This window comes from Massilia sp. Root335 (genome assembly GCF_001425685.1).
In the GTDB taxonomy this organism is placed as follows: Bacteria; Pseudomonadota; Gammaproteobacteria; order Burkholderiales; family Burkholderiaceae_D; genus Telluria; species Telluria luteola.
Genome location: NZ_LMCY01000021.1, coordinates 18,795 through 37,191, shown reverse-complemented (window position 1 = coordinate 37,191; position 18,397 = coordinate 18,795). Strand labels below are relative to the sequence as shown.

Genomic DNA, 18,397 nt, shown 5'->3' with positions numbered 1-18,397 from the left:
TTACCAGATCAATAACGGTAGTGTTCCGGCTTGTACGGGCCTTCCTTGCTCACCGTGATATAGGCGGCCTGCTCGTCCGTCAGCTCGGTCAGCTGGGCGTTGAGCTTACGCAGCTGCAGGCGGGCGACTTTCTCGTCCAGCTTCTTCGGCAGCGTGTACACGCCGACCGGGTAGGCGGCGGTATTGGAGAACAGTTCGATCTGGGCGATCGTCTGGTTCGCGAACGACGAGCTCATCACGTACGACGGGTGACCCGTGCCGCAGCCCAGGTTCACGAGGCGGCCTTCGGCCAGCAGGATGATGCGCTTGCCATCCGGGAAGATGATGTGGTCGACCTGCGGCTTGATGTTTTCCCACTCATACTTGCGCAGCGCGGCGACTTCGATTTCGTTGTCGAAGTGGCCGATGTTGCAGACGATCGCCTGGTCCTTCATGCGCGCCATGTGCTGCTCGGTGATCACGTGGTAGTTGCCGGTGCAGGTGACGAAGATGTCGCCGTGTTCGGCGGCCATGTCCATCGTCACGACGCGATAGCCTTCCATCGCGGCCTGCAGGGCGCAGATCGGGTCGATCTCGGTGACCCAGACCTGGGCCGACAGCGCGCGCATGGCCTGAGCCGAGCCCTTGCCCACGTCGCCATAGCCGGCGATGACGGCGATCTTGCCGGCGATCATGACGTCGGTCGCGCGCTTGATGCCGTCGACCAGCGATTCGCGGCAGCCGTACAGGTTGTCGAACTTCGACTTGGTCACGGAGTCGTTGACGTTGATCGCGGGGAACGCCAGCTTGCCTTCCGCGTGCATCTGGTACAGGCGGTGCACGCCAGTCGTGGTCTCTTCCGTCACGCCCTTGATTTCCGGCAGGCGCTTCGAGTACCACTGCGGATCGGCGGCCAGGCGGCCCTTGATCGCGTTGAACAGGCAGATCTCTTCTTCCGAACCCGGCTTGTCCAGCACCGAGATATCTTTCTCGGCGCGCACGCCCAGGTGCAGCAGCAGCGTGGCGTCGCCGCCGTCGTCGAGGATCATGTTGGCGTGGTTGTCACCCGGCCATTCGAAGATGCGATGGGTGTATTCCCAGTACTCGTCCAGGGTCTCGCCCTTGACGGCGAACACCGGCGTGCCGACCGAGGCGATGGCGGCGGCGGCGTGGTCCTGCGTCGAGTAGATGTTGCACGACGCCCAGCGCACTTGCGCGCCGAGGGCTTCCAGCGTGCGGATCAGCACGGCGGTCTGGATGGTCATGTGCAGCGAACCGGCGATGCGCGCGCCCTTCAGGGGCTGGCTGGCCGCGTATTCCTCGCGGATGGCCATCAGGCCCGGCATTTCGGTTTCGGCGATGCGGATTTCCTTTTCGCCCCACGAGGCAAGGCCGATGTCGGCCACGAGGAAGTCCCGGGAAGTGTTTTTGAGTACGGCGCTCATCACGCCCTCCTTTCAAGTTAAGAAAAAAGTAACGTGAGCGCGGTGTTGATATCCGAGCCTGGCGAAAGAGAATCTTTCGTCGCAACGCTCCTCGGAATTCATTAGTTTAACACGGTGTGGCGAACTTGGGCCCCCTCTGCGCGGGGACGACTGCATAAAGCAACACGCATCGAGCCGTCGCCCCCGCGCAGGCGGGGGCCCAAGTTGAGCCGGCTTTACGCCAGGCCGGCTTCGGCGCGCAGCAGCGCGGCCTTGTCGGTACGCTCCCAGCTGAATTCCGGCTCTTCGCGGCCGAAGTGACCGTAGGCGGCCGACTTGGTATAGATCGGGCGCAGCAGGTCGAGCATCTGCACGATGCCTTTCGGGCGCAGGTCGAAGTGTTCCATCACCAGTTCGGCGATCTTCTCGTCCGAAATCACGCCGGTGCCTTCCGTGTAGACGGTGATGTTGATCGGACGGGCGACGCCGATCGCGTAGCTGACCTGCACCTGGCACTGGCGCGCCAGGCCGGCGGCCACGACGTTCTTGGCGACGTAGCGCGCGGCGTAGGCGGCCGAGCGGTCGACCTTGGACGGGTCCTTGCCGGAGAACGCGCCGCCGCCGTGCGGTGCCGCGCCGCCATACGTGTCGACGATGATCTTGCGGCCGGTCAGGCCGCAGTCGCCCTGCGGGCCGCCGATGACGAAGCGGCCGGTCGGGTTGACCAGGTAGCGGGTATCCTGCAACCACTCGCGCGGCAGCACCGGCTTGATGATCTCCTCGATCACCGCTTCCTCGATCTGGCTGTGGCTGACTTCCGGCGCGTGCTGGGTCGACAGCACGACGGTGTTCACGGACACCGGACGGCCGTTGACGTAACGCAGCGTGACCTGCGACTTGGCGTCCGGACGCAGCCACGGCAGGCGGCCATCCTTGCGCAGCTGCGACTGGCGCTCGACCAGGCGGTGCGCATAATAAATCGCGGCCGGCATCAGTTCCGGCGTTTCGTCGCAGGCGTAGCCGAACATCAGGCCCTGGTCGCCGGCGCCCTGGTCGAGGTCGATGCCCGCGCCTTCATCGACGCCCTGCGCGATGTCCGGCGATTGCTTGTCGTAGGCGACCAGTACGGCGCAACCCTTGTAGTCGATGCCGAAATCGGTGTTGTCGTAACCGATGCGTTTGATGGTGTTGCGCGCAACTTGAATATAATCGACGTTTGCGTGCGTCGTGATTTCCCCGGCCAGAACCACCAGACCCGTGTTGCACAGCGTTTCCGCGGCAACGCGCGCGCGCGGATCCTGCTCCAGGATGGCGTCGAGAATGGCGTCGGAAATCTGGTCGGCGACTTTGTCCGGGTGGCCCTCCGAAACGGATTCGGAAGTGAAGAGGTAGTCGTTGGAAGACATTAAGGCTCCTGATACTGTTATGAAAATTGCCGCAGCATCAAAGCCTGCGACGCTTTAGCGATATTTATATTCCGCTTCGCAAGTTGTCATTAACTCCGCGGATGCTACAAATGGTATTTTACGCTCCTCTAAAAATTCTGGCACAGCAACTCGTCGGTTCTCTACCCTAAATCAATAAATGCTTGTTCTTTTGTTTCGGATCCTGTCGTTTTTTCCGCTACGCGCGCTCCACGCGCTCGGCGCGGCGCTCGGCTGGATTGTCTATCTCCTATCGCCGTCGCACCGCCGGCGCCTGCGCGACAACCTCGAGCGGGCCGGCTATGGCGGCCATTTGCACGCAGCGATCGCCGAATCCGGCAAGGCCATCGCCGAGCTGCCCTTCGTCTGGTGCGCGCCGCAGGAACGCGTCACCCGCCACGTCATCATGGAAAACTGGGAACTGGTCCAGCGCCAGCTCGACGCCGGCCGCGGCATCGTCTTCCTCACGCCGCACCTGGGCTGCTTCGAGCTGACGGCCCAGCAGGTGTCGCTGCGGGTCGAACTGACGGTCATGTACCGCCCGCCGCGCCAAAGCGCCCTGAAACCCCTCGTCGAGGGCGCGCGCGCACGCCAGCACATGCACCTGGCGCCGGCCAACCTGTCCGGCGTGCGCATGCTCGTCAAGGCCCTGCGGGCCGGCCAGCCGGTGGGCGTGCTGCCGGACCAGGTGCCGCAGGAAGGCGAAGGCGTGTGGGCCCCCTTCTTCGGGCGTGACGCCTATACGATGACGCTGCCCGCCAAGCTGGCGCAGCTGGGCAAGACCGACATCCTGACCGTGTACGCGGAACGCCTGCCGCGCGGCCGCGGTTTCGCGATCCGCTTCGTGCCGTTCGACGGGTCGCTGGAAGGCGACGCCGCCCAGCAGGCCGCCGGCATCAACCGCCAGATGGAAAAACTCATCGCCTTCTGCCCCGCCCAGTATTTCTGGAGTTACAACCGCTACAAGAAGCCGCAAGGCGTTGCAGCACCGCAAGCCGAGACCGTCGCATGAGGTTCCTGATTTTCCTGTTGTGGCTGCTGCACTTCCTGCCGCTGCCTGTCCTCGGCCGCATCGGCAACACCATCGGCTGGCTGATGTATTACGCGATCCCCAAGCGCCGCAAGATCGCCCTGATCAACCTGCGCCTGTGCATGCCGGAACGGAGCGAAGCGGAACGGGTCGACATCGCCAAGCGCCACTTCATGGCGTATTCGCGCAGCATTCTGGAGCGCTCGCTGATCTGGTGGGCGCCGCTCGAGCGCGTCCACGGCCTGATCGACGTCGTCCCGGCCGTGCCGAAAGCCCAGCTGGAGACCGAACCGGTCATCCTGTTCTGTCCCCATTTCGTCTGCCTGGACGTGGCCGGCGTGGCGTCGCGCGTCGTGCCGCTGTCGAGCATGTACGCGCCGCAAAAGAACAAGGCGTTCGACGACCTGTTGCGCTACGGCCGTGAACGCTACGGCCCGGTACGCCTGTTTACCCGCAGCGACGGCATCAAGCCGATCATCCGCGCACTGCGCGAAAAAATGCCGTATTTCATGCTGCCGGACATGGATTTCGGCGAGAAGGACGCCGCCTTCGTCCCATTCTTCGGCGTCCCGGCCGCGACCTTGACGGCACTCGGCCGACTGGCGGGCGCGACCGGCGCCAAGGTCATCCCGGTCGTGGCCACGTTCTTGCCCAACTACAAAGGCTATCGGGTAGAGTTCTATCCGGCATGGGACGATTTCCCGGGCGACGACATCATCGCCGCCACCCGCCGCATGAACGCCTTCATCGAGGACCGCGTGCGCGAACATCCGGCCGAGTATTTCTGGACGCACAAACGCTTCAAGACCCGGCCGCCCGGCGAACCTTCGTTCTACGATTAATACCGCTAGCAACATCAGGAATACCATGAAACTCAAGTTCACCAAGATGCACGGCGCCGGCAACGATTTCGTCGTGATCGATGCGATCAACCAGCAACTCGACCTCGGCCCTGAACAATGGCGCCGCCTGGCCGACCGCCGCTTCGGCATCGGCGCCGACCAGATCCTGATCGTCGAGCGCCCGGCCGCGGCGGACAGCGATTTCCGTTACCGCATCTACAACAACGACGGCGGCGAGGTCGAGCAGTGCGGCAACGGTTCGCGCGCCTTCGTGCGCTTCGTCAGCGACAAGGGGCTGACGAATAAACGCAGCATCCGCGTCGAAACGATGAGCGGCATCATCACCCCGCGCCTGGAAGACGACGGCAGCATCACGGTGGACATGGGCGCCCCGATCCTGGAACCGGCCCGGGTGCCGTTCGATGCCGCCGGCCTGGAAGGCGTCGCCGAAGGACGCGACACCCTGTGGCCGATCACCGTCTCGCACAAGGGACAGGACAAGACCGTGCTCGTGTCGACGGTGTCGATGGGCAATCCGCACGCGGTGCAAGTCGTCGACGACGTCGACGCGGCGCCCGTCCTCGAGACCGGCCCGCAGATCGAGCACCACCCGCGCTTTCCGCGGCGCGTGAATGCCGGCTTCCTGCAGATCGTGGACCGCGGCCGCGTCAAGCTGCGCGTCTACGAACGCGGCGCCGGCGAGACACTGGCCTGCGGTACCGGCGCCTGCGCCGCCGTCGTGGCCGGCATCCGGCGTGGACTGCTGGATTCGCCTGTGCAGGTACAGGCGCGCGGTGGCCAGCTGACCATCCGCTGGGCCGGCGAGGGCCAGCCCGTCTATATGAGTGGTCCGGCCGAAACCGTGTTCGAAGGCGAGATCGACATCTGACGCAGGACTGGCCGCTTGCCCTCAGGCGGCCAGTGAGTAATTTCCATCGTCGGCGCCCGGGTCGACGCCATCCGTGTCGGGCAACAGGCTGCGCAACCGGTACAGGCGCTGGCGATAATTCCCTTCCGGACCGCCCGGGCCGCAATCGACGCTCTCGAACACGAGCGCCGCGCGGTCGAGCAGTTGGCGCTCCGGCGCCGTTTCCACCGAGATCAAACGGCGCCGGCTGCGCCCGTAGCTGGCGCGGATGTCGATCACCAGGCAGTGGCCGCGGTCGGCATTGCGGATATCCAGCAGCAGCGCCTCGGCCCGGCTGAGGCCGAAGGCCACGGCCAGCTCCAGGCGCACGGCCAGCAGCGGATGGGCCGCGAGGTCCCGTCCCGCCATCAGCGCCTCCATGTCCGCCCAGGCGCCGGGCTGGCGCGGCGCCAGCTTGCGCAAGGCGGCCACGGCCTTGGGGCAGCCCTGCTGCGCCGCCTTTTGCAGCCAGAACAGGGCACGCACATCGTTGTTCTCGTTCTCGCGCCGCGCGCGCCACGCCGCGTTCCCGCATTCGAGCTGGGCATCGCGATAGCCCATCTCGGCCGCACGCTCCAGGTATTTCTGCGCTTCCAGGACGTTACGCTGCGAAAATTCCGGTTTTATATAGATGCGCGACAAGGCGTACCAGGCCTCGGCCAGGCCCTGCTCGCCGGCCTGCGTCAGCCAGCGCACGGCCTTCTTGAAATTGGCCGCGCCGTGGCTGCCGGGAATGCGCTTGCCGTCGACCCGCATGCGGGCGCACCACAGGCCGAGCGCGAACTGGGCATGGCGGTCCTGCTCGGCGGCAGCGATTTCCCAAAACCTGAGCAATTCGTCCTGGCTGACGTCGTGCGGCGCCTCGTTTGCTTCGGCCAGCCGGGCGCAGCGCGACAGCAGCTGCACCTCGTCCGGCGCCAGCCGGGCCGCCGCGTGGTCCTGGGCGGCGTCGGAACCGGCCAGGACACGCGCCAGCGGGAGCGCACGCTCCAGCCACGCGGACCAGCGGCCGGCTGTCCAGTCCTGTTCCAGCAGCGCGAACTGCGCGGCGCCGACGCCGCTGTCGGCCGCCTGGCGCAACCAGCGCTGGCCGGCCGGGCTGGCCACGGGCGCGCGGACGGCCGGCTCGTCCGTCTCGGGCGGAGCAGCGCCATGTTCGCGCGCGAGCAGCCACTGCGCTTCAGGGAAGCCGGCACGGGCCGCGTCTTCCAGGGCCCGCAGGGCCTTGGTGCGCTCGGCCGGCGTGCACCGGCCGGCGCGCGCCGCGCCCAGCACCAGTTGGGCATAGGCGAGCCCGGCGCGCACGAGCCCGCCGTCGTACGCTCGTTCGTACCAGCCGGTGACCGACTGTGAATTGTTACGCGCGAGATCGACCGGAATATGGTTGCCGATCAAATTCCATGCTTCTGCACAACCTTGCTGCGCGGCACGGTCGAGCCAATGGAGGGCTGTGGGCAGGCTCCTGGGCAGCCCGGCGCTGCCGAACAGATAGAGCCGGCCCAGGGCCAGTTGCGATTCGGCGCGTCCGGCGCGTGCGCCGCGGATGACCGCCAGTTCTTCACGATTTGCCATCGTTCTCTTCTGATGTTTGAGACGCCTAGGAAATGTACGCAACACAATGCACGCAGATGCGCACAAGATCGCCTACGATGCGCTACCGATGAGCTCATGTGGCGCGCACTGCGGTAGCAATGGGCGTCGGATGGGCCAGAGTCTAAAGCCGCGTCGGCACGATTCGCCTGCGATTCCAAAGGCCTTTGAGCCCGCACAAACCCTGCCGTGGTACGGGGACCGAATGATGGTGTTTGGAAACTTAAACGAGGCTTAAGGTGCGCCCCTGCCGCCACCACGGCCGTTTCGAAAATACAACAGCACGATTGGATTTATTGGCTTTCGACCAAGTGCAACAGTCATAATTGACAAATCAAACAATCTTGACGCATTAAGCATTTAAGGTTCACACATCCGAGTGTTCAGCAACTAATAAAAATCTCAATGCTCTCTGGATTCCTTCGATTCACTTTTTAGGACAAAAATAGATGAAAAAAACCCTCGTCGCAGCCGCTCTGCTGGGCGCATTCGCTAGCGTGGCGCAAGCTCAAACCGCTGTGCAAATCTACGGCACCATCGACGTCGGCATGGTCAAGCGCACCGACCAGACCCTGAACATCGGCAAGCGCGCCTCCAACACCCTGGGCTTCAAAGGTACTGAAGACCTGGGCAACGGCCTGAAAGCACTGTTCCAAGTCGAAATGCGTTACGACCCGGACACCGGCACCAACGAAAACAACGGCCGTCCGCTGTTCCAGGGCCAGACCCGCGTCGGCCTGCAGGGCGACTTCGGTATGGTCCGCCTGGGCCGTGGCCTGACCCCGTTCCAGGAAATCGTCGGTTCGTTCGAGCCGTGGCACGGCCTGGCATCCCCGGCCGGTTTCTACACCGACATCAGCGTCGCCGGCTTCAACTCGGCTCCGCTGGACGTCAACACCGGCGGCGGCTCGCCGAACAGCAACCGTATCTCGAACGCGATCTTCTATAACTCGCCGGTCTCGAACGGCTTCCAGGTGAACGCTTCGTGGGCCTCGAAAGAAGCCAACGGCGGCAGCCTGACCGGCGTCGGCGCCGGCGCTGCCAGCTACACGGCAGGCCAGCAGGCTTCGGCCAACCCGTTCTCGATCGCTGGCACCTACAACAACGGTCCGGCCGCCGCGATGCTGGCTTACGAGCGCAACGCCGTCGAATCGAAGGTCTGGTCGGTCGCAGGTTCGTTCTCGGTGACCCCGGAACTGAAACTGATGGGTACCTACTCGCACCAGAACATGGAGCACACCAACACCCAGCGTCCGACCATCAAGGGCGCCGAGATCGGTGCAACCTACGCTGTGGGCCCGGGCAAAGTCCTGGCCGGCTTCGGTATCAAGAAGCAGGACGAGAACTTCCGCCTGCACGACCTGATCACCCGCCAGTACTCGCTGGGCTACGAATACAGCCTGTCGAAGCGTACGTACCTGTACGTCGATGCTTCGCGCAAGACGAACATCTTCAGCCAGGCGACCGGCGCGGCTTCGGGCACCCCGACCGTCAACCACTACGACGTGGGCCTGAACCACTCGTTCTAAGCTGACCACGCGGGGGCAACCCCGCTGTGCCGCACCGCAAGGGCGGACCTGGGCAACCGGGTCCGCCCTTGTTGCATCCGGCGCCGCTTCGATGATGCGGCTGCGGTACAGTGCCAACAGGAAATCCGTGACGACCCATTGCTGTCGGTTAAAATGAATGGTCTACCCATCTCGCAAGCCGCACATGACCGCATCACTGGATTCCACCGCCATCGCCCAATACCTGGTCGACCATCCGCAGTTTTTCGTCGAGCACGCCGCCCTGCTGGGCGAAGTAAAACTGTCGAGCCCACTGACGGGCCGTGCGGTATCGCTGCAGGAGCGCCAGATGGAAGTCATGCGCGACAAGTACCGGGTTCTGGAATTGCGCATGTCCGAGCTGGCGCGCCACGCCGAGGAAAACGCGGCCATCGCGAACCGTTTCCACGGCTGGACCCAGCAATTGCTGCGCACCCGTGCACACGATGAGATCCCGAGCGCCGTGGCCGACGGCCTGGTCAAGCATTTCATCGTGCCGCAAGCCACGCTGCGCCTGTGGAAACTGACGCCCGAGCACGCCGGCACCTGGTATACGAACGGCGTGTCCGAGGACGTGCGCCTGTTCGCCAGCAGCCTGCGCGCGCCCTACTGCGGTCCGAACAAGGAATTCGAAGCGGTCGGCTGGCTCGCAGGCGCCGAGCCGGCCGCGGCGGACGCGGTGCGCTCGACCGTGCTGTTGCCGCTGCGCGCCGGCGGCAGCGCCTTCGGCCTGCTCGTGCTCGGCTCTCCGGATCTGGAACGCTTCAGCGCCTCGATGGCGACGGATTTCCTCGTCCACATCGGCGAGACGGCCAGCACCGCCCTCGCCCCACTGCTCGCCTGACATGGACACGCCGGCCGACGACTGGACCGGCCGCTACCTGGCGGAGCTGAAAACGCAGCGCCAGCTGTCCGGGCACACGATCGCCGCCTACGGCCGCGACCTGGCCGAACTGGCCCGGCTCGCCAACCTGCCGGGCCAGGCCGACTGGCCGACCTTGACCCATTTCGACATCCGCCGCTTCGCCGCGAAACTGCATGCCGAGGGACAGAGCGCCGCGTCGATCGCGCGCAAACTGTCCGGCTGGCGCGGCTTCTTCGACTGGCTGTCGCGCCAGCTTCCGTTGGCGGCCAACCCGGCCGACGGCGTGCGCGCGCCACGCCGCCCCAAGCGGCTGCCCAAGGCACTGGCCGTCGACGATGCCGTGCAACTCATGGAAAAGACGAGGCCCGGCCATGCCGAACCGGCGGAGTTGTGCGACCGCGCCATGTTCGAACTGCTGTACTCGAGCGGCCTGCGGGTGTCCGAACTGACCGGACTCGACGTCCACCACGTCCCCGCCAGGGATGGCCAGCCTGCGTCGCTCGGCTGGCTGGAACTCGAAGCGCAGGAAGTGGTCGTGACCGGCAAGGGCAACAAGATGCGCCGCGTGCCCGTCGGCGGTCCGGCCCGCGCGGCGCTGGCGGCGTGGCTGGCCGTGCGTCCGCCGGCACGCGACGGCAGCGCCGCCCTGTTCCTGTCGACGCGCGACACGCGCATCAGCCCGCGCGTCGTGCAAAACCGCCTGAAGATCCATGCGCAGAAGGCCGGCATGCCCGTCCACGTGCACCCGCACGTGCTGCGCCATTCGTTCGCCTCGCACCTGCTGCAATCCTCGGGCGACCTGCGCGCCGTGCAGGAACTGCTGGGCCATGCCAGCATCACCTCGACCCAGATCTACACGTCGCTCGACTTCCAGCACCTGGCCGCCGTCTACGACAAGGCCCATCCGCGCGCCAAGCGCAAGTAAGCCGTACCCCGCCTGGCAGGCGCGGCATGGCGGGTGGTGACGATTCGCAAATTCCGGCATAATCTTCCGATTCTCCGCAGCCGGAACGGCTCACACCCTTGGACAGCGACATATGGAATTGATCCCCAGCACCATCCTGACCGGCTTCCTCGGCGCCGGCAAAACCACGTTGCTCAATCGTATCCTGCAGGAAGAGCACGGCCTGCGCATCGCCGTCATCGAAAACGAGTTTGGCCAGGAAAACATCGACAACGAAATCCTCGTGCAGGATTCGAGCGAGCAGATCGTCGAGATGAACAACGGCTGCATCTGCTGCACCGTGCGCGGCGACCTGATCGTGGCGCTGACCAATCTGGCGCGCAAGCGCGAAGCCGGCGAAATCAACTTCGATCGCGTCGTCATCGAAACCACGGGCCTCGCCAATCCGGGCCCGGTGGCGCAGACGTTCTTCGTCGACGAGGAAGTGGGCGCCCACTATTTGCTCGATGCCGTCGTGACCGTCGTCGACGCGCGCCACGCCATGGACCAGCTGGACCGCCACGAGGAAGCCCAGCGCCAGGTCGGGTTCGCCGACAAGATCCTGCTGTCCAAGACCGACCTCGTGGATGCCGCCGCCGTCGACGCGCTCAAGGCGCGCATCCGCCGCATCAATCCGCGTGCACCGATCAGCACGTCGGATTTCGGCCGCGCCCCGATCGGCGACGTGCTCGACCTGCGCGGTTTCAACCTGAACGACAAGCTGGAGCTGGACCCGGCCTTCCTCACTTCCGACGAAGCGCACGAACACGGCCACGATCATGATCACGATCATGACCACGTGCACACGGAAGCCTGCGACCACAGCCACGACCACCATCACGGCCACCACAGCGACGACATCGCGGCCTTCGTGTTCAAGAGCGAGCGCGCCTTCGACCCCGAGCGCCTGGATCAATTCCTCGGCAGCATGGTCCAAGTGTTCGGCCCGAACATGCTGCGTTACAAGGGCGTGCTGTCGATGGCCGGCGCCGACCGCAAGGTCGTCTTCCAAGGCGTGCATCAAATCATGGGCAGCGACCTCGGTGCAAAGTGGGCGGATGGCGAAGCGCGCGGGAGTAAGATGGTGTTTATTGGTAAAAATTTACCGAAAGATGTCTTTATTCGCGGATTGGAACAGTGTTTGGTATAAACTACTCCGGTTCTATGGTGCTCTTTGCGCGGTCCGCCCTTCGCTCGGTATAGTTGACCTGCATGCACCCTGTGGTGAACGACTGGACAGCCCCGCCCGCACGGTCGGGCATGGGGCAGGCCCGGGAAACCGGGCCGTTACGGCAGCCGGCCGGCGCGCACCGTAACAACGGTAAGCGCTGAGTTAGCTGATAAAATGGAAACTCTGTCGTATCAAAGGTAAGTGAAGTCATGACTAAAACAACGAAACCGAATACCGTTGCGCAGCCCGAAGAACGCCTCCTGACGGAAGAAGAAATTCGGGCCATGAGCGACGACGACTACATGAACCCGGCCCAGCTGGCGTTCTTCAAGAACCGCCTGCAGGAACTCGAAAAGGAACTGCTGAAAAACGCAGGCGAAACGACGGAACACCTGCGCGAGACGGTGCTCGTTCCCGATCCGGCCGACCGCGCCACCATCGAGGAAGAGCATGCGCTGGAACTGCGCACCCGCGACCGCGAGCGCAAGCTGCTCAAGAAGGTCCAGCAATCGCTGGCATCGATCGACTCCGGCGAGTACGGCTGGTGCGAAGAAACCGGTGAACCGATCGGTATCCCCCGCCTGATCGCCCGCCCGACGGCGACGCTGTCGCTGGAAGCCCAGCAGCGCCGCGAGCTGAAGCAGAAACTGTACGGTGACTGATCGCCGTGCGCGCCAATGAAAAAGCATGCGCTCGCCGCATGCTTTTTTGTTTTTGGGGCCCGTGACGGGCACGGGTTTGTGCGCACGAGTTATTTCCTATCAGATACACTGGAAGGATCGCCGACAACTTGACACAGCTCAGGCGTGCGCACCGTGTCATCCGCGCCGCCATGCTAATGTCTCGACCGGCAAATGACCGGGCGCCGCTGCGCGGCAGACAAGGACGTAATGGGGCTCTTCGATTTCCTGAAGAAAAAAGGCGACGCGCCGCTTGCGGGAGCGGCTGCACGTCCGCGCCACGACAATCCGCTCGCGGCCGGCCCCGTCACCCGGCTGGCGCTCGACACGGAAGCGGAACGCGAACGCCAGCGTGAAATCGCCCGCGCCACCGCCGCCAAGATCGACGAGATCGAACTGGAGATGACCTCCGCCATCTTCGACGACGACGCCTGGAGCGGCATCCGGCGTCCCCCGGCCGCCGGCTCGCCGCAGGCCGACCAGAATACCGACTTCCTGCTGGGCCCCGATGACTTGCCGGACGCGGCCGCCGCGCCGTCCAGCGCCCTGGTCGTCGAGGAAGCCGCGATCCTGTACGCCAACGACCAGCTGGACGCCGCCGCCCTGCTCCTGCGCACGAGTGTGCGGGACAGCAATGGCGGCGCGGGCGAACGCCTGCCGTGGTGGATGCTGTTCGACCTGTACCAGATCATGGGCCTGGGCCGCGAGTTCGAAAGCATCGCGATCGACTACGCCAGCCATTTCGAGACGTCGCCGCCCACGTATCACCCGTTCGCCGAAACGTCGCGCTCGCTCGCCGGGCCCGCGCTGGACGACCAGTTTTCCGGCGCGATCCCGACCGCGAGCCTGTCCGGCCGCCTGGACGACGGCGACGGTGCCCGCGCACAACTCGCGCGCGCGCAAGCGGCCTCGCCCAGTCCGCTCGTCCGGTTCGAATTCCAGGCAATTACCCAGGTGACGCCGCCAGGCTGCGCCCTGCTGCTGGAGGCGCTGCAGGCCCTGCGCAAGGCGGGACGCGAGCTGGTGCTGGCGGGCGCCGACCAACTCGTCGCCGTACTGCGGCCGATGCTGGCCATTGGCGACCGCGGCGCCGGCGAAGCGCCCTGGTTGCTGCTGCTGGAATTGCTGCTGCTGACGAACCGCGAAAAGGATTTCGAGGAGACCGCAATGGATTATTGCGTCACCTTCGAAGTGTCGCCGCCGTCGTTCGAGGCGCCGCCGCAGCTCGCCGTCAGTCTGGCGGCCGCGAGCTTGCCCCCGCATGTGGCGCAAGGCGCGGCGGCGCCAAGCGACCGCTTCCTGCTACCGGCCGTGATCCGGGGCTCCAGCGCCGCGCTGCTGGCCGCCATCGCCGACCACGTGGCGGACCGCCCTGCCCTCGTGCTGGACGGCTCGCGGCTGGCACGCATCGATTACGCGGCCGCGAGCGCCCTCGCCGTGCATTTACGCACCTTGGCCCAGGACGGGCGCGACGTCGTGCTGCGCGACCTGAACCACCTCGTCGCCGCCTTGCTGCGCTTGCTCGGCGTCGGCGACCGGGTGCGCCTGTACGCGCACAAGTACTGACATCGCCGGCGTGTGTGCCGGATGTCAATTGATCGTTGGATATGATCCAGTCTTGCAATTTGATCTGACATCCCCACTTGCGATGAGCAGATCAACCACGAGGCAAATATGGAACAATTTCACGGCACGACGATCGTCAGCGTACGGCGCGGCAATCAGGTTGCGCTCGGCGGCGATGGACAAGTCACCCTGGGCAACGTCGTCATGAAGGGCTCCGCGCGCAAGGTGCGCAAGCTCTACCAGAACAAGGTGCTGTGCGGCTTTGCCGGCGGCACGGCCGACGCCTTTACGCTGCTCGACCGCTTCGAAGCGAAACTGGAAAAACACCAGGGCAATCTGCTGCGCGCCTCGGTCGAACTGGCCAAGGACTGGCGCACCGACCGCGTGCTGCGCCGCCTGGAGGCGATGCTGCTCGTGGCCGACCGCGAAAAAACCCTGATCATCACCGGCAACGGCGACGTGCTCGAACCCGAGGATGGCATCGGCGCGATCGGCTCGGGCGGCGTCTACGCCCAATCGGCCGCCAAGGCCCTGCAGGAAAACACGGATTTCGCGCCGGCGGACGTGGTCAAGAAAGCGCTGACCATCGCAGGCGAACTGTGCATCTATACGAACATGTCGCACATCATCGAGACGCTGGACTGACCGGTCTCTCCCGCAAGCAAGCATTCATGAGCACACATATGAACATGACTCCGTCCGAAATCGTCTCGGAACTCGACAAGCACGTCGTCGGCCAGGGCAAGGCCAAGCGCGCGGTATCGATCGCGCTGCGCAATCGCTGGCGCCGCCAGCAGGTCGAGGAACCGCTGCGCCACGAGATCACCCCGAAAAACATCCTCATGATCGGCCCGACCGGCGTCGGCAAGACCGAGATCGCACGCCGCCTGGCCAAGCTGGCCGATGCGCCGTTCATCAAGGTCGAAGCGACCAAGTTCACCGAGGTCGGCTATGTCGGCCGCGACGTCGACACCATCATCCGCGACCTGATCGACATCGGCATCAAGCAGACCCGCGCCAGCGAAATGAAGAAGGTACGCCAGCGTGCCGAGGACGCGGCCGAAGACCGCATCATCGACATCCTCGTGCCGCCGGCGCGCGACTTCGGCTTCAACGTCAGCGGCGACAACAAGGAAGGCGGCGATGTCACGCGCCAGACCTTCCGCAAGCGCCTGCGCGAAGGCGCCCTGGACGACAAGGAAGTCGAGATCGACGTAGCCGAGGCATCGCCCCAGATGGAAATCATGGCGCCGCCGGGCATGGAGGAAATGACGGAACAGATCAAGTCGATGTTCGCCGGCGTCGGGGCGGGCCGCAAGAAGCCCCGCAAGATGAAGGTGAAGGAGGCCATGAAACTGCTCGTCGACGAGGAAGCCGCCAAGCTCATCAACGAAGACGAGATGAAGCAGAAGGCGATCACCAACGTCGAGCAGAACGGCATCGTGTTCCTGGACGAGGTCGACAAGATCGCGTCGCGCTCGGAACACGGCGGCGCCGACGTCTCGCGCGCGGGCGTGCAGCGCGACCTGCTGCCGCTCGTCGAAGGCACGACGGTGAACACGAAATACGGCATGATCAAGACGGACCACATCCTGTTCATCGCGTCGGGCGCGTTCCACCTGTCCAAGCCGTCGGACCTGATCCCCGAACTGCAGGGCCGCTTCCCCATCCGCGTCGAACTGGAATCGCTGTCGATCGAGGATTTCAAGAGCATCCTGACCTCGACGGACGCCAGCCTGACCAAGCAATACGAGGCCCTGCTGGCGACGGAAGGCGTCAAGCTGGAATTCGCCGACGAGGGCATCCTCCGGCTGGCCGAGATCGCCTATTCCGTCAACGAGCGCACCGAGAACATCGGCGCGCGCCGCCTGTACACGGTGATGGAAAAGCTGCTGGAAGAGATCTCGTATTCGGCCACCGACAAGTCGGGCCAGACGCTCGTCATCGATGCGGCCTATGTCAACGAACGGCTCGATGCGCTGGCGGTCAACGAAGACCTGTCGCGCTACGTGCTGTAAGGTCGGCACGGGTCGGAAAGGAGGCGGCGATGGCAAACAAGGCATTGGCAACCCGGCAGAAGATGCGCCTGCGCGTCGAGCCGACGCCGCCGATCAAACCCCGCAACCCGTTCGCCGGCTTCGCCAAGGCGCGCGCGGCCGGGTCGCACGAAAAGACCACGGCCAGCGAACGGCTGGCCGCCAAGCGCGCGCTCAAGAAGGCCAAGCTGGAGCCGGACGAGGACTGACCGGCACCGGCGATCCGGCGGCCGGCGATCCGGCGGCCGGCGCCCGGCGCCCGGCGGCCGCTATTTCGCCAGCTTGATCAGCGGCTTGCCTTTTTCGACGATATAGGTGGCGATGCCCGCCCCGTCCCCGGTGCCGGGGTTTCTGGCCGCATGGATCGTGCCGGCCGGGATGAATACGGATTGCCCGGCCTTGAGCATCACCGGTGCCTGACCGTCGGGCATGTACTCCAGTGTGCCCTCGAGCACGTAAAGCACTTCGTCGCCCGGATGCGTATGCCTGGGCACGCCATGGCCGGGATCGACGTCGACGCGCACCTGGACGACTTCCCGTCCGGGCACCACGCTGTCGTGCCGCAGCAGGTCGGTGCGCCGCACACCCGCAACCTGGGCCCATGCGGCCGCGCCCAGCAGCGCCAGCACAAAGACCGGCGTCGTTTTCATGCTCATTTCCGCCTCCGTCGTCACGCATCGATGTCTGTCGATTAGACAGTAGCGTAGCGACGGCGCTGCATGGATTCCGGCATGTTTTGATGCGCATCAGGACGCTAAGCGGCCCCATCAAGCGGTCCTGCTTCCGCGCGGACGGCGATCGCAGCGTGGACTCGACATTTCTTGAACTGGCCTGCCTTCTTCTGTACATTCGTTAGCGCCGAGTTGACGAACAAAAGAGAGAAACGACACCCCCATGAGCTCCCCCGACATGCTGCTGGACGTCCTGCGCGCCGAACTGCGCGCGGCCGGAATCACCTACAAGATGCTGGCCGACCGCATCGCGATGAGCGAATCGAGTATCAAGCGCATGTTCGGCCAGAAGGACATGACCCTGTCGCGCCTGGCCCAGATCTGCCAGGCGGCAGGCATCGCCATGGAGGATGTGCTGCGGCGCGCGGCCGACGCCAGGCCGCAGGCCGACACGCTGACGCTCGTCCAGGAAAACGCGCTCGTGGCCAATCCGCGCCTGCTGCTCGTCGCGATCTGCTGCCTGGGGCACTGGAGCCTGGAGCAGGTGGTCGAAACCTATCGTTTGACCGAGCCGGAATGCATCGGCTTGCTGGTGGAACTCGACCGGCTGGGTGTGATCGAACTCAAGCCGCTGAACCGCTACACGCTGCGGGTCTCGAATGCCTTCCGCTGGCTGCCGGACGGGCCGGTGCAGCGCTTCTTCCGCACGCACGTCGTCGAGGATTATTTCGCCGGCCGCTTCGACGGCGCGGGAGAAACCCTGATGTGCCTGCCCGCACGCCTGTCGCTGGCGAGCGCCGCCGAGCTGGCGGAAAAAATCCATCAGCTGGCTGGCGAGCTGGCGCGCATGCATCGCAACGACCGCCGCCTGCCGCCGCAGGAACGCGACGGTTTTACGTTGCTGGTCGGATTTCGTTCGTGGGAATTTTCCGCGTTCACCGCACTCAGGCGTTGAACACGGGCGCCGCTCACTGCGTGTTCGTCTGGCCGGCCGGATTGCCGGTCGCGCGGGTCTGCGGCGGCATCTGGACCGGGTTCGGCGGCGGCGGATTGATCGGATTCGGATTCGCGGGCGGCGGATTGTCGTGCGCGCCGACGTCGCCCGGATTCGTCATCGACGGCTGAGCCTGATTCTGGGGCTGCACGGCGCCCGGCGCCATCGGCGGCTCGGGCACGGCAGGTTCAGGCACGGCCGCGCCGTTGCCCTGCGTCGGCTGCTCGGCCGGTGCGACCGTGATCTGCTGGGGCTGCGGGAAATTCGGCTGGGCATTCGCCTGCGGTGCCGCGGCACCCGGCCCGCCCATCGGTGCCGCGGACTTCGTATCCGTGGCGAGGTCGACGCGCTTCATCACGCCGCCATCGGACAGCATCACGTAACGCGGATGGACTTCCGCCAAGGTGATGCCCGGCGCCACTTCCTTGCCCACCTTCAGCGCCTTGGGCGGCGAACCCTCGGCAACGATGATCGCCACGCTGCTGCGCCCATCCGCCACGACGCCCGTCAACTGGTAATTGGTCGCGCTGGCCACGGCGACCTGGCCGCCGAACAGCGTGGCGGCCGCATCGATCGCCGGGTCCGGCAGCGCAGCCTGCGGCACCGCCGCGAGCGGACGCTGGGGCGGCTGGTACAGCTGCAGGATCCAGTACGCGAGCGACGCCGCCAACAGGATCATGCCCAACAGGCTCAAGAGTAAGGGCAAGCGCTTGTTCATCGGTTTCCTT

18 protein-coding genes and 1 riboswitch are annotated in these 18,397 nt (G+C 65.1%); of the genes, 13 read left to right on the top strand and 5 right to left on the bottom strand.

The genetic code is table 11. The features are described from left to right. Positions 1 to 8: 8 nt before the first annotated feature. Both ahcY and metK read right to left on the bottom strand, forming a co-directional pair. A complete protein-coding gene (gene ahcY, locus ASC93_RS13365; protein WP_056442541.1) occupies positions 9 to 1,424 on the bottom strand; it encodes an adenosylhomocysteinase in 1,416 nt (471 codons plus the stop codon). A 28-nt stretch (positions 1,425 to 1,452) separates the two neighbouring features. Continuing rightward, positions 1,453 to 1,523: riboswitch (S-adenosyl-L-homocysteine riboswitch) on the bottom strand. A gap of 116 nt (positions 1,524 to 1,639) precedes the next feature. Further along, the gene (metK, locus tag ASC93_RS13360) at positions 1,640 to 2,809 is read right to left on the bottom strand and encodes a methionine adenosyltransferase (protein WP_056442540.1); all 1,170 of its coding nucleotides are present in this window, start codon (positions 2,807 to 2,809) and stop codon (positions 1,640 to 1,642) included. Positions 2,810 to 2,987: 178 nt separating this feature from the next. Here metK and ASC93_RS13355 point away from each other — a divergent pair, with 178 nt between their 5' ends. From ASC93_RS13355 to dapF, 3 genes are read left to right on the top strand one after another with little or no spacing between them, the layout of a single operon-like run. Beyond that, the gene (locus ASC93_RS13355; protein ID WP_056442537.1) at positions 2,988 to 3,839 is read left to right on the top strand and encodes a lysophospholipid acyltransferase family protein; all 852 of its coding nucleotides are present in this window, start codon (positions 2,988 to 2,990) and stop codon (positions 3,837 to 3,839) included. After that, the gene (locus ASC93_RS13350) at positions 3,836 to 4,699 is read left to right on the top strand and encodes a lysophospholipid acyltransferase family protein (protein ID WP_056442534.1); all 864 of its coding nucleotides are present in this window, start codon (positions 3,836 to 3,838) and stop codon (positions 4,697 to 4,699) included. Before ASC93_RS13355 ends, ASC93_RS13350 begins: the two co-directional genes overlap by 4 nt. Before the next feature lie 25 nt (positions 4,700 to 4,724). After that, positions 4,725 to 5,588: a diaminopimelate epimerase gene (dapF, locus tag ASC93_RS13345; RefSeq protein ID WP_056442529.1), complete on the top strand. Its 864-nt coding sequence runs from the start codon at positions 4,725 to 4,727 to the stop codon at positions 5,586 to 5,588. Between the two features lie 21 nt (positions 5,589 to 5,609). On the opposite strand, the gene ASC93_RS13340 is transcribed toward dapF, so the two are convergent. After that, positions 5,610 to 7,178 carry a tetratricopeptide repeat protein gene (locus ASC93_RS13340; protein WP_056442527.1) on the bottom strand — a complete coding sequence of 523 codons (1,569 nt, stop codon included), beginning with the start codon at positions 7,176 to 7,178 and terminating at the stop codon, positions 5,610 to 5,612. Between the two features lie 467 nt (positions 7,179 to 7,645). Here ASC93_RS13340 and ASC93_RS13335 point away from each other — a divergent pair, with 467 nt between their 5' ends. The 9 genes from ASC93_RS13335 to ASC93_RS13295 all read left to right on the top strand — a co-directional run bounded on the left by ASC93_RS13335 (position 7,646) and on the right by ASC93_RS13295 (position 16,213). Further along, complete coding sequence (locus tag ASC93_RS13335; RefSeq protein WP_056442524.1) at positions 7,646 to 8,725, top strand: porin; 1,080 nt, start codon at positions 7,646 to 7,648, stop codon at positions 8,723 to 8,725. A 184-nt stretch (positions 8,726 to 8,909) separates the two neighbouring features. Beyond that, positions 8,910 to 9,587 (top strand): DUF484 family protein, encoded by a 678-nt coding sequence (locus ASC93_RS13330; protein WP_056442522.1) that lies wholly within the window; start codon positions 8,910 to 8,912, stop codon positions 9,585 to 9,587. Position 9,588: 1 nt separating this feature from the next. Beyond that, on the top strand, positions 9,589 to 10,533 hold the full coding sequence (gene xerC / locus ASC93_RS13325; protein WP_056442519.1) for a tyrosine recombinase XerC: 945 nt from the start codon (positions 9,589 to 9,591) through the stop codon (positions 10,531 to 10,533). A 112-nt stretch (positions 10,534 to 10,645) separates the two neighbouring features. Continuing rightward, the gene (locus ASC93_RS13320; RefSeq protein WP_056442517.1) at positions 10,646 to 11,701 is read left to right on the top strand and encodes a GTP-binding protein; all 1,056 of its coding nucleotides are present in this window, start codon (positions 10,646 to 10,648) and stop codon (positions 11,699 to 11,701) included. 230 nt (positions 11,702 to 11,931) lie between these two features. Next, entirely contained in the window at positions 11,932 to 12,384 is a 453-nt protein-coding gene (dksA, locus tag ASC93_RS13315; RefSeq protein WP_056442508.1) for an RNA polymerase-binding protein DksA, read from the top strand. Positions 12,385 to 12,612: 228 nt separating this feature from the next. Then, positions 12,613 to 13,968, top strand: coding sequence for an STAS domain-containing protein (locus ASC93_RS13310; RefSeq protein WP_056442504.1), 1,356 nt, complete (start codon positions 12,613 to 12,615; stop codon positions 13,966 to 13,968). Between the two features lie 108 nt (positions 13,969 to 14,076). Next, positions 14,077 to 14,613, top strand: a complete 537-nt coding sequence (hslV, locus tag ASC93_RS13305; RefSeq protein WP_056442500.1) for an ATP-dependent protease subunit HslV — start codon at positions 14,077 to 14,079, stop codon at positions 14,611 to 14,613. A gap of 38 nt (positions 14,614 to 14,651) precedes the next feature. Next, on the top strand, positions 14,652 to 15,986 hold the full coding sequence (hslU, locus tag ASC93_RS13300) for an ATP-dependent protease ATPase subunit HslU (RefSeq protein ID WP_056442497.1): 1,335 nt from the start codon (positions 14,652 to 14,654) through the stop codon (positions 15,984 to 15,986). Positions 15,987 to 16,015: 29 nt separating this feature from the next. Then, positions 16,016 to 16,213, top strand: coding sequence for a hypothetical protein (locus ASC93_RS13295; protein ID WP_056442495.1), 198 nt, complete (start codon positions 16,016 to 16,018; stop codon positions 16,211 to 16,213). Between the two features lie 60 nt (positions 16,214 to 16,273). Here the strand turns inward: ASC93_RS13295 and ASC93_RS13290 are convergent, their stop codons facing one another. After that, entirely contained in the window at positions 16,274 to 16,654 is a 381-nt protein-coding gene (locus ASC93_RS13290; RefSeq protein ID WP_056442653.1) for a cupin domain-containing protein, read from the bottom strand. Positions 16,655 to 16,898: 244 nt separating this feature from the next. On the opposite strand from ASC93_RS13290, the gene ASC93_RS13285 reads away from it, so the two are divergent. Next, positions 16,899 to 17,630 carry a helix-turn-helix domain-containing protein gene (locus ASC93_RS13285; RefSeq protein WP_056442490.1) on the top strand — a complete coding sequence of 244 codons (732 nt, stop codon included), beginning with the start codon at positions 16,899 to 16,901 and terminating at the stop codon, positions 17,628 to 17,630. Between the two features lie 13 nt (positions 17,631 to 17,643). Here ASC93_RS13285 and ASC93_RS13280 read toward each other — a convergent pair whose 3' ends face one another. Further along, positions 17,644 to 18,387: a type II secretion system protein N gene (locus tag ASC93_RS13280; RefSeq protein ID WP_056442486.1), complete on the bottom strand. Its 744-nt coding sequence runs from the start codon at positions 18,385 to 18,387 to the stop codon at positions 17,644 to 17,646. Between the last annotated feature and the right edge of the window lie 10 nt (positions 18,388 to 18,397).

What these genes read in the sequence shown, in the direction of transcription:
- xerC (WP_056442519.1), top strand. Translation starts at nt 9,589, where the DNA reads ATGGACACGCCGGCCGACGACTGGACCGGCCGCTACCTGGCGGAGCTG.
- ASC93_RS13290 (WP_056442653.1), bottom strand. Translation starts at nt 16,654, where the DNA reads ATGAAAACGACGCCGGTCTTTGTGCTGGCGCTGCTGGGCGCGGCCGCA.
- ASC93_RS13320 (WP_056442517.1), top strand. Translation starts at nt 10,646, where the DNA reads ATGGAATTGATCCCCAGCACCATCCTGACCGGCTTCCTCGGCGCCGGC.
- ASC93_RS13335 (WP_056442524.1), top strand. Translation starts at nt 7,646, where the DNA reads ATGAAAAAAACCCTCGTCGCAGCCGCTCTGCTGGGCGCATTCGCTAGC.
- ASC93_RS13310 (WP_056442504.1), top strand. Translation starts at nt 12,613, where the DNA reads ATGGGGCTCTTCGATTTCCTGAAGAAAAAAGGCGACGCGCCGCTTGCG.
- ASC93_RS13330 (WP_056442522.1), top strand. Translation starts at nt 8,910, where the DNA reads ATGACCGCATCACTGGATTCCACCGCCATCGCCCAATACCTGGTCGAC.
- ahcY (WP_056442541.1), bottom strand. Translation starts at nt 1,424, where the DNA reads ATGAGCGCCGTACTCAAAAACACTTCCCGGGACTTCCTCGTGGCCGAC.
- ASC93_RS13355 (WP_056442537.1), top strand. Translation starts at nt 2,988, where the DNA reads ATGCTTGTTCTTTTGTTTCGGATCCTGTCGTTTTTTCCGCTACGCGCG.
- ASC93_RS13340 (WP_056442527.1), bottom strand. Translation starts at nt 7,178, where the DNA reads ATGGCAAATCGTGAAGAACTGGCGGTCATCCGCGGCGCACGCGCCGGA.
- metK (WP_056442540.1), bottom strand. Translation starts at nt 2,809, where the DNA reads ATGTCTTCCAACGACTACCTCTTCACTTCCGAATCCGTTTCGGAGGGC.
- hslU (WP_056442497.1), top strand. Translation starts at nt 14,652, where the DNA reads ATGAACATGACTCCGTCCGAAATCGTCTCGGAACTCGACAAGCACGTC.
- ASC93_RS13280 (WP_056442486.1), bottom strand. Translation starts at nt 18,387, where the DNA reads ATGAACAAGCGCTTGCCCTTACTCTTGAGCCTGTTGGGCATGATCCTG.
- ASC93_RS13295 (WP_056442495.1), top strand. Translation starts at nt 16,016, where the DNA reads ATGGCAAACAAGGCATTGGCAACCCGGCAGAAGATGCGCCTGCGCGTC.
- hslV (WP_056442500.1), top strand. Translation starts at nt 14,077, where the DNA reads ATGGAACAATTTCACGGCACGACGATCGTCAGCGTACGGCGCGGCAAT.
- dksA (WP_056442508.1), top strand. Translation starts at nt 11,932, where the DNA reads ATGACTAAAACAACGAAACCGAATACCGTTGCGCAGCCCGAAGAACGC.
- dapF (WP_056442529.1), top strand. Translation starts at nt 4,725, where the DNA reads ATGAAACTCAAGTTCACCAAGATGCACGGCGCCGGCAACGATTTCGTC.
- ASC93_RS13350 (WP_056442534.1), top strand. Translation starts at nt 3,836, where the DNA reads ATGAGGTTCCTGATTTTCCTGTTGTGGCTGCTGCACTTCCTGCCGCTG.
- ASC93_RS13285 (WP_056442490.1), top strand. Translation starts at nt 16,899, where the DNA reads ATGAGCTCCCCCGACATGCTGCTGGACGTCCTGCGCGCCGAACTGCGC.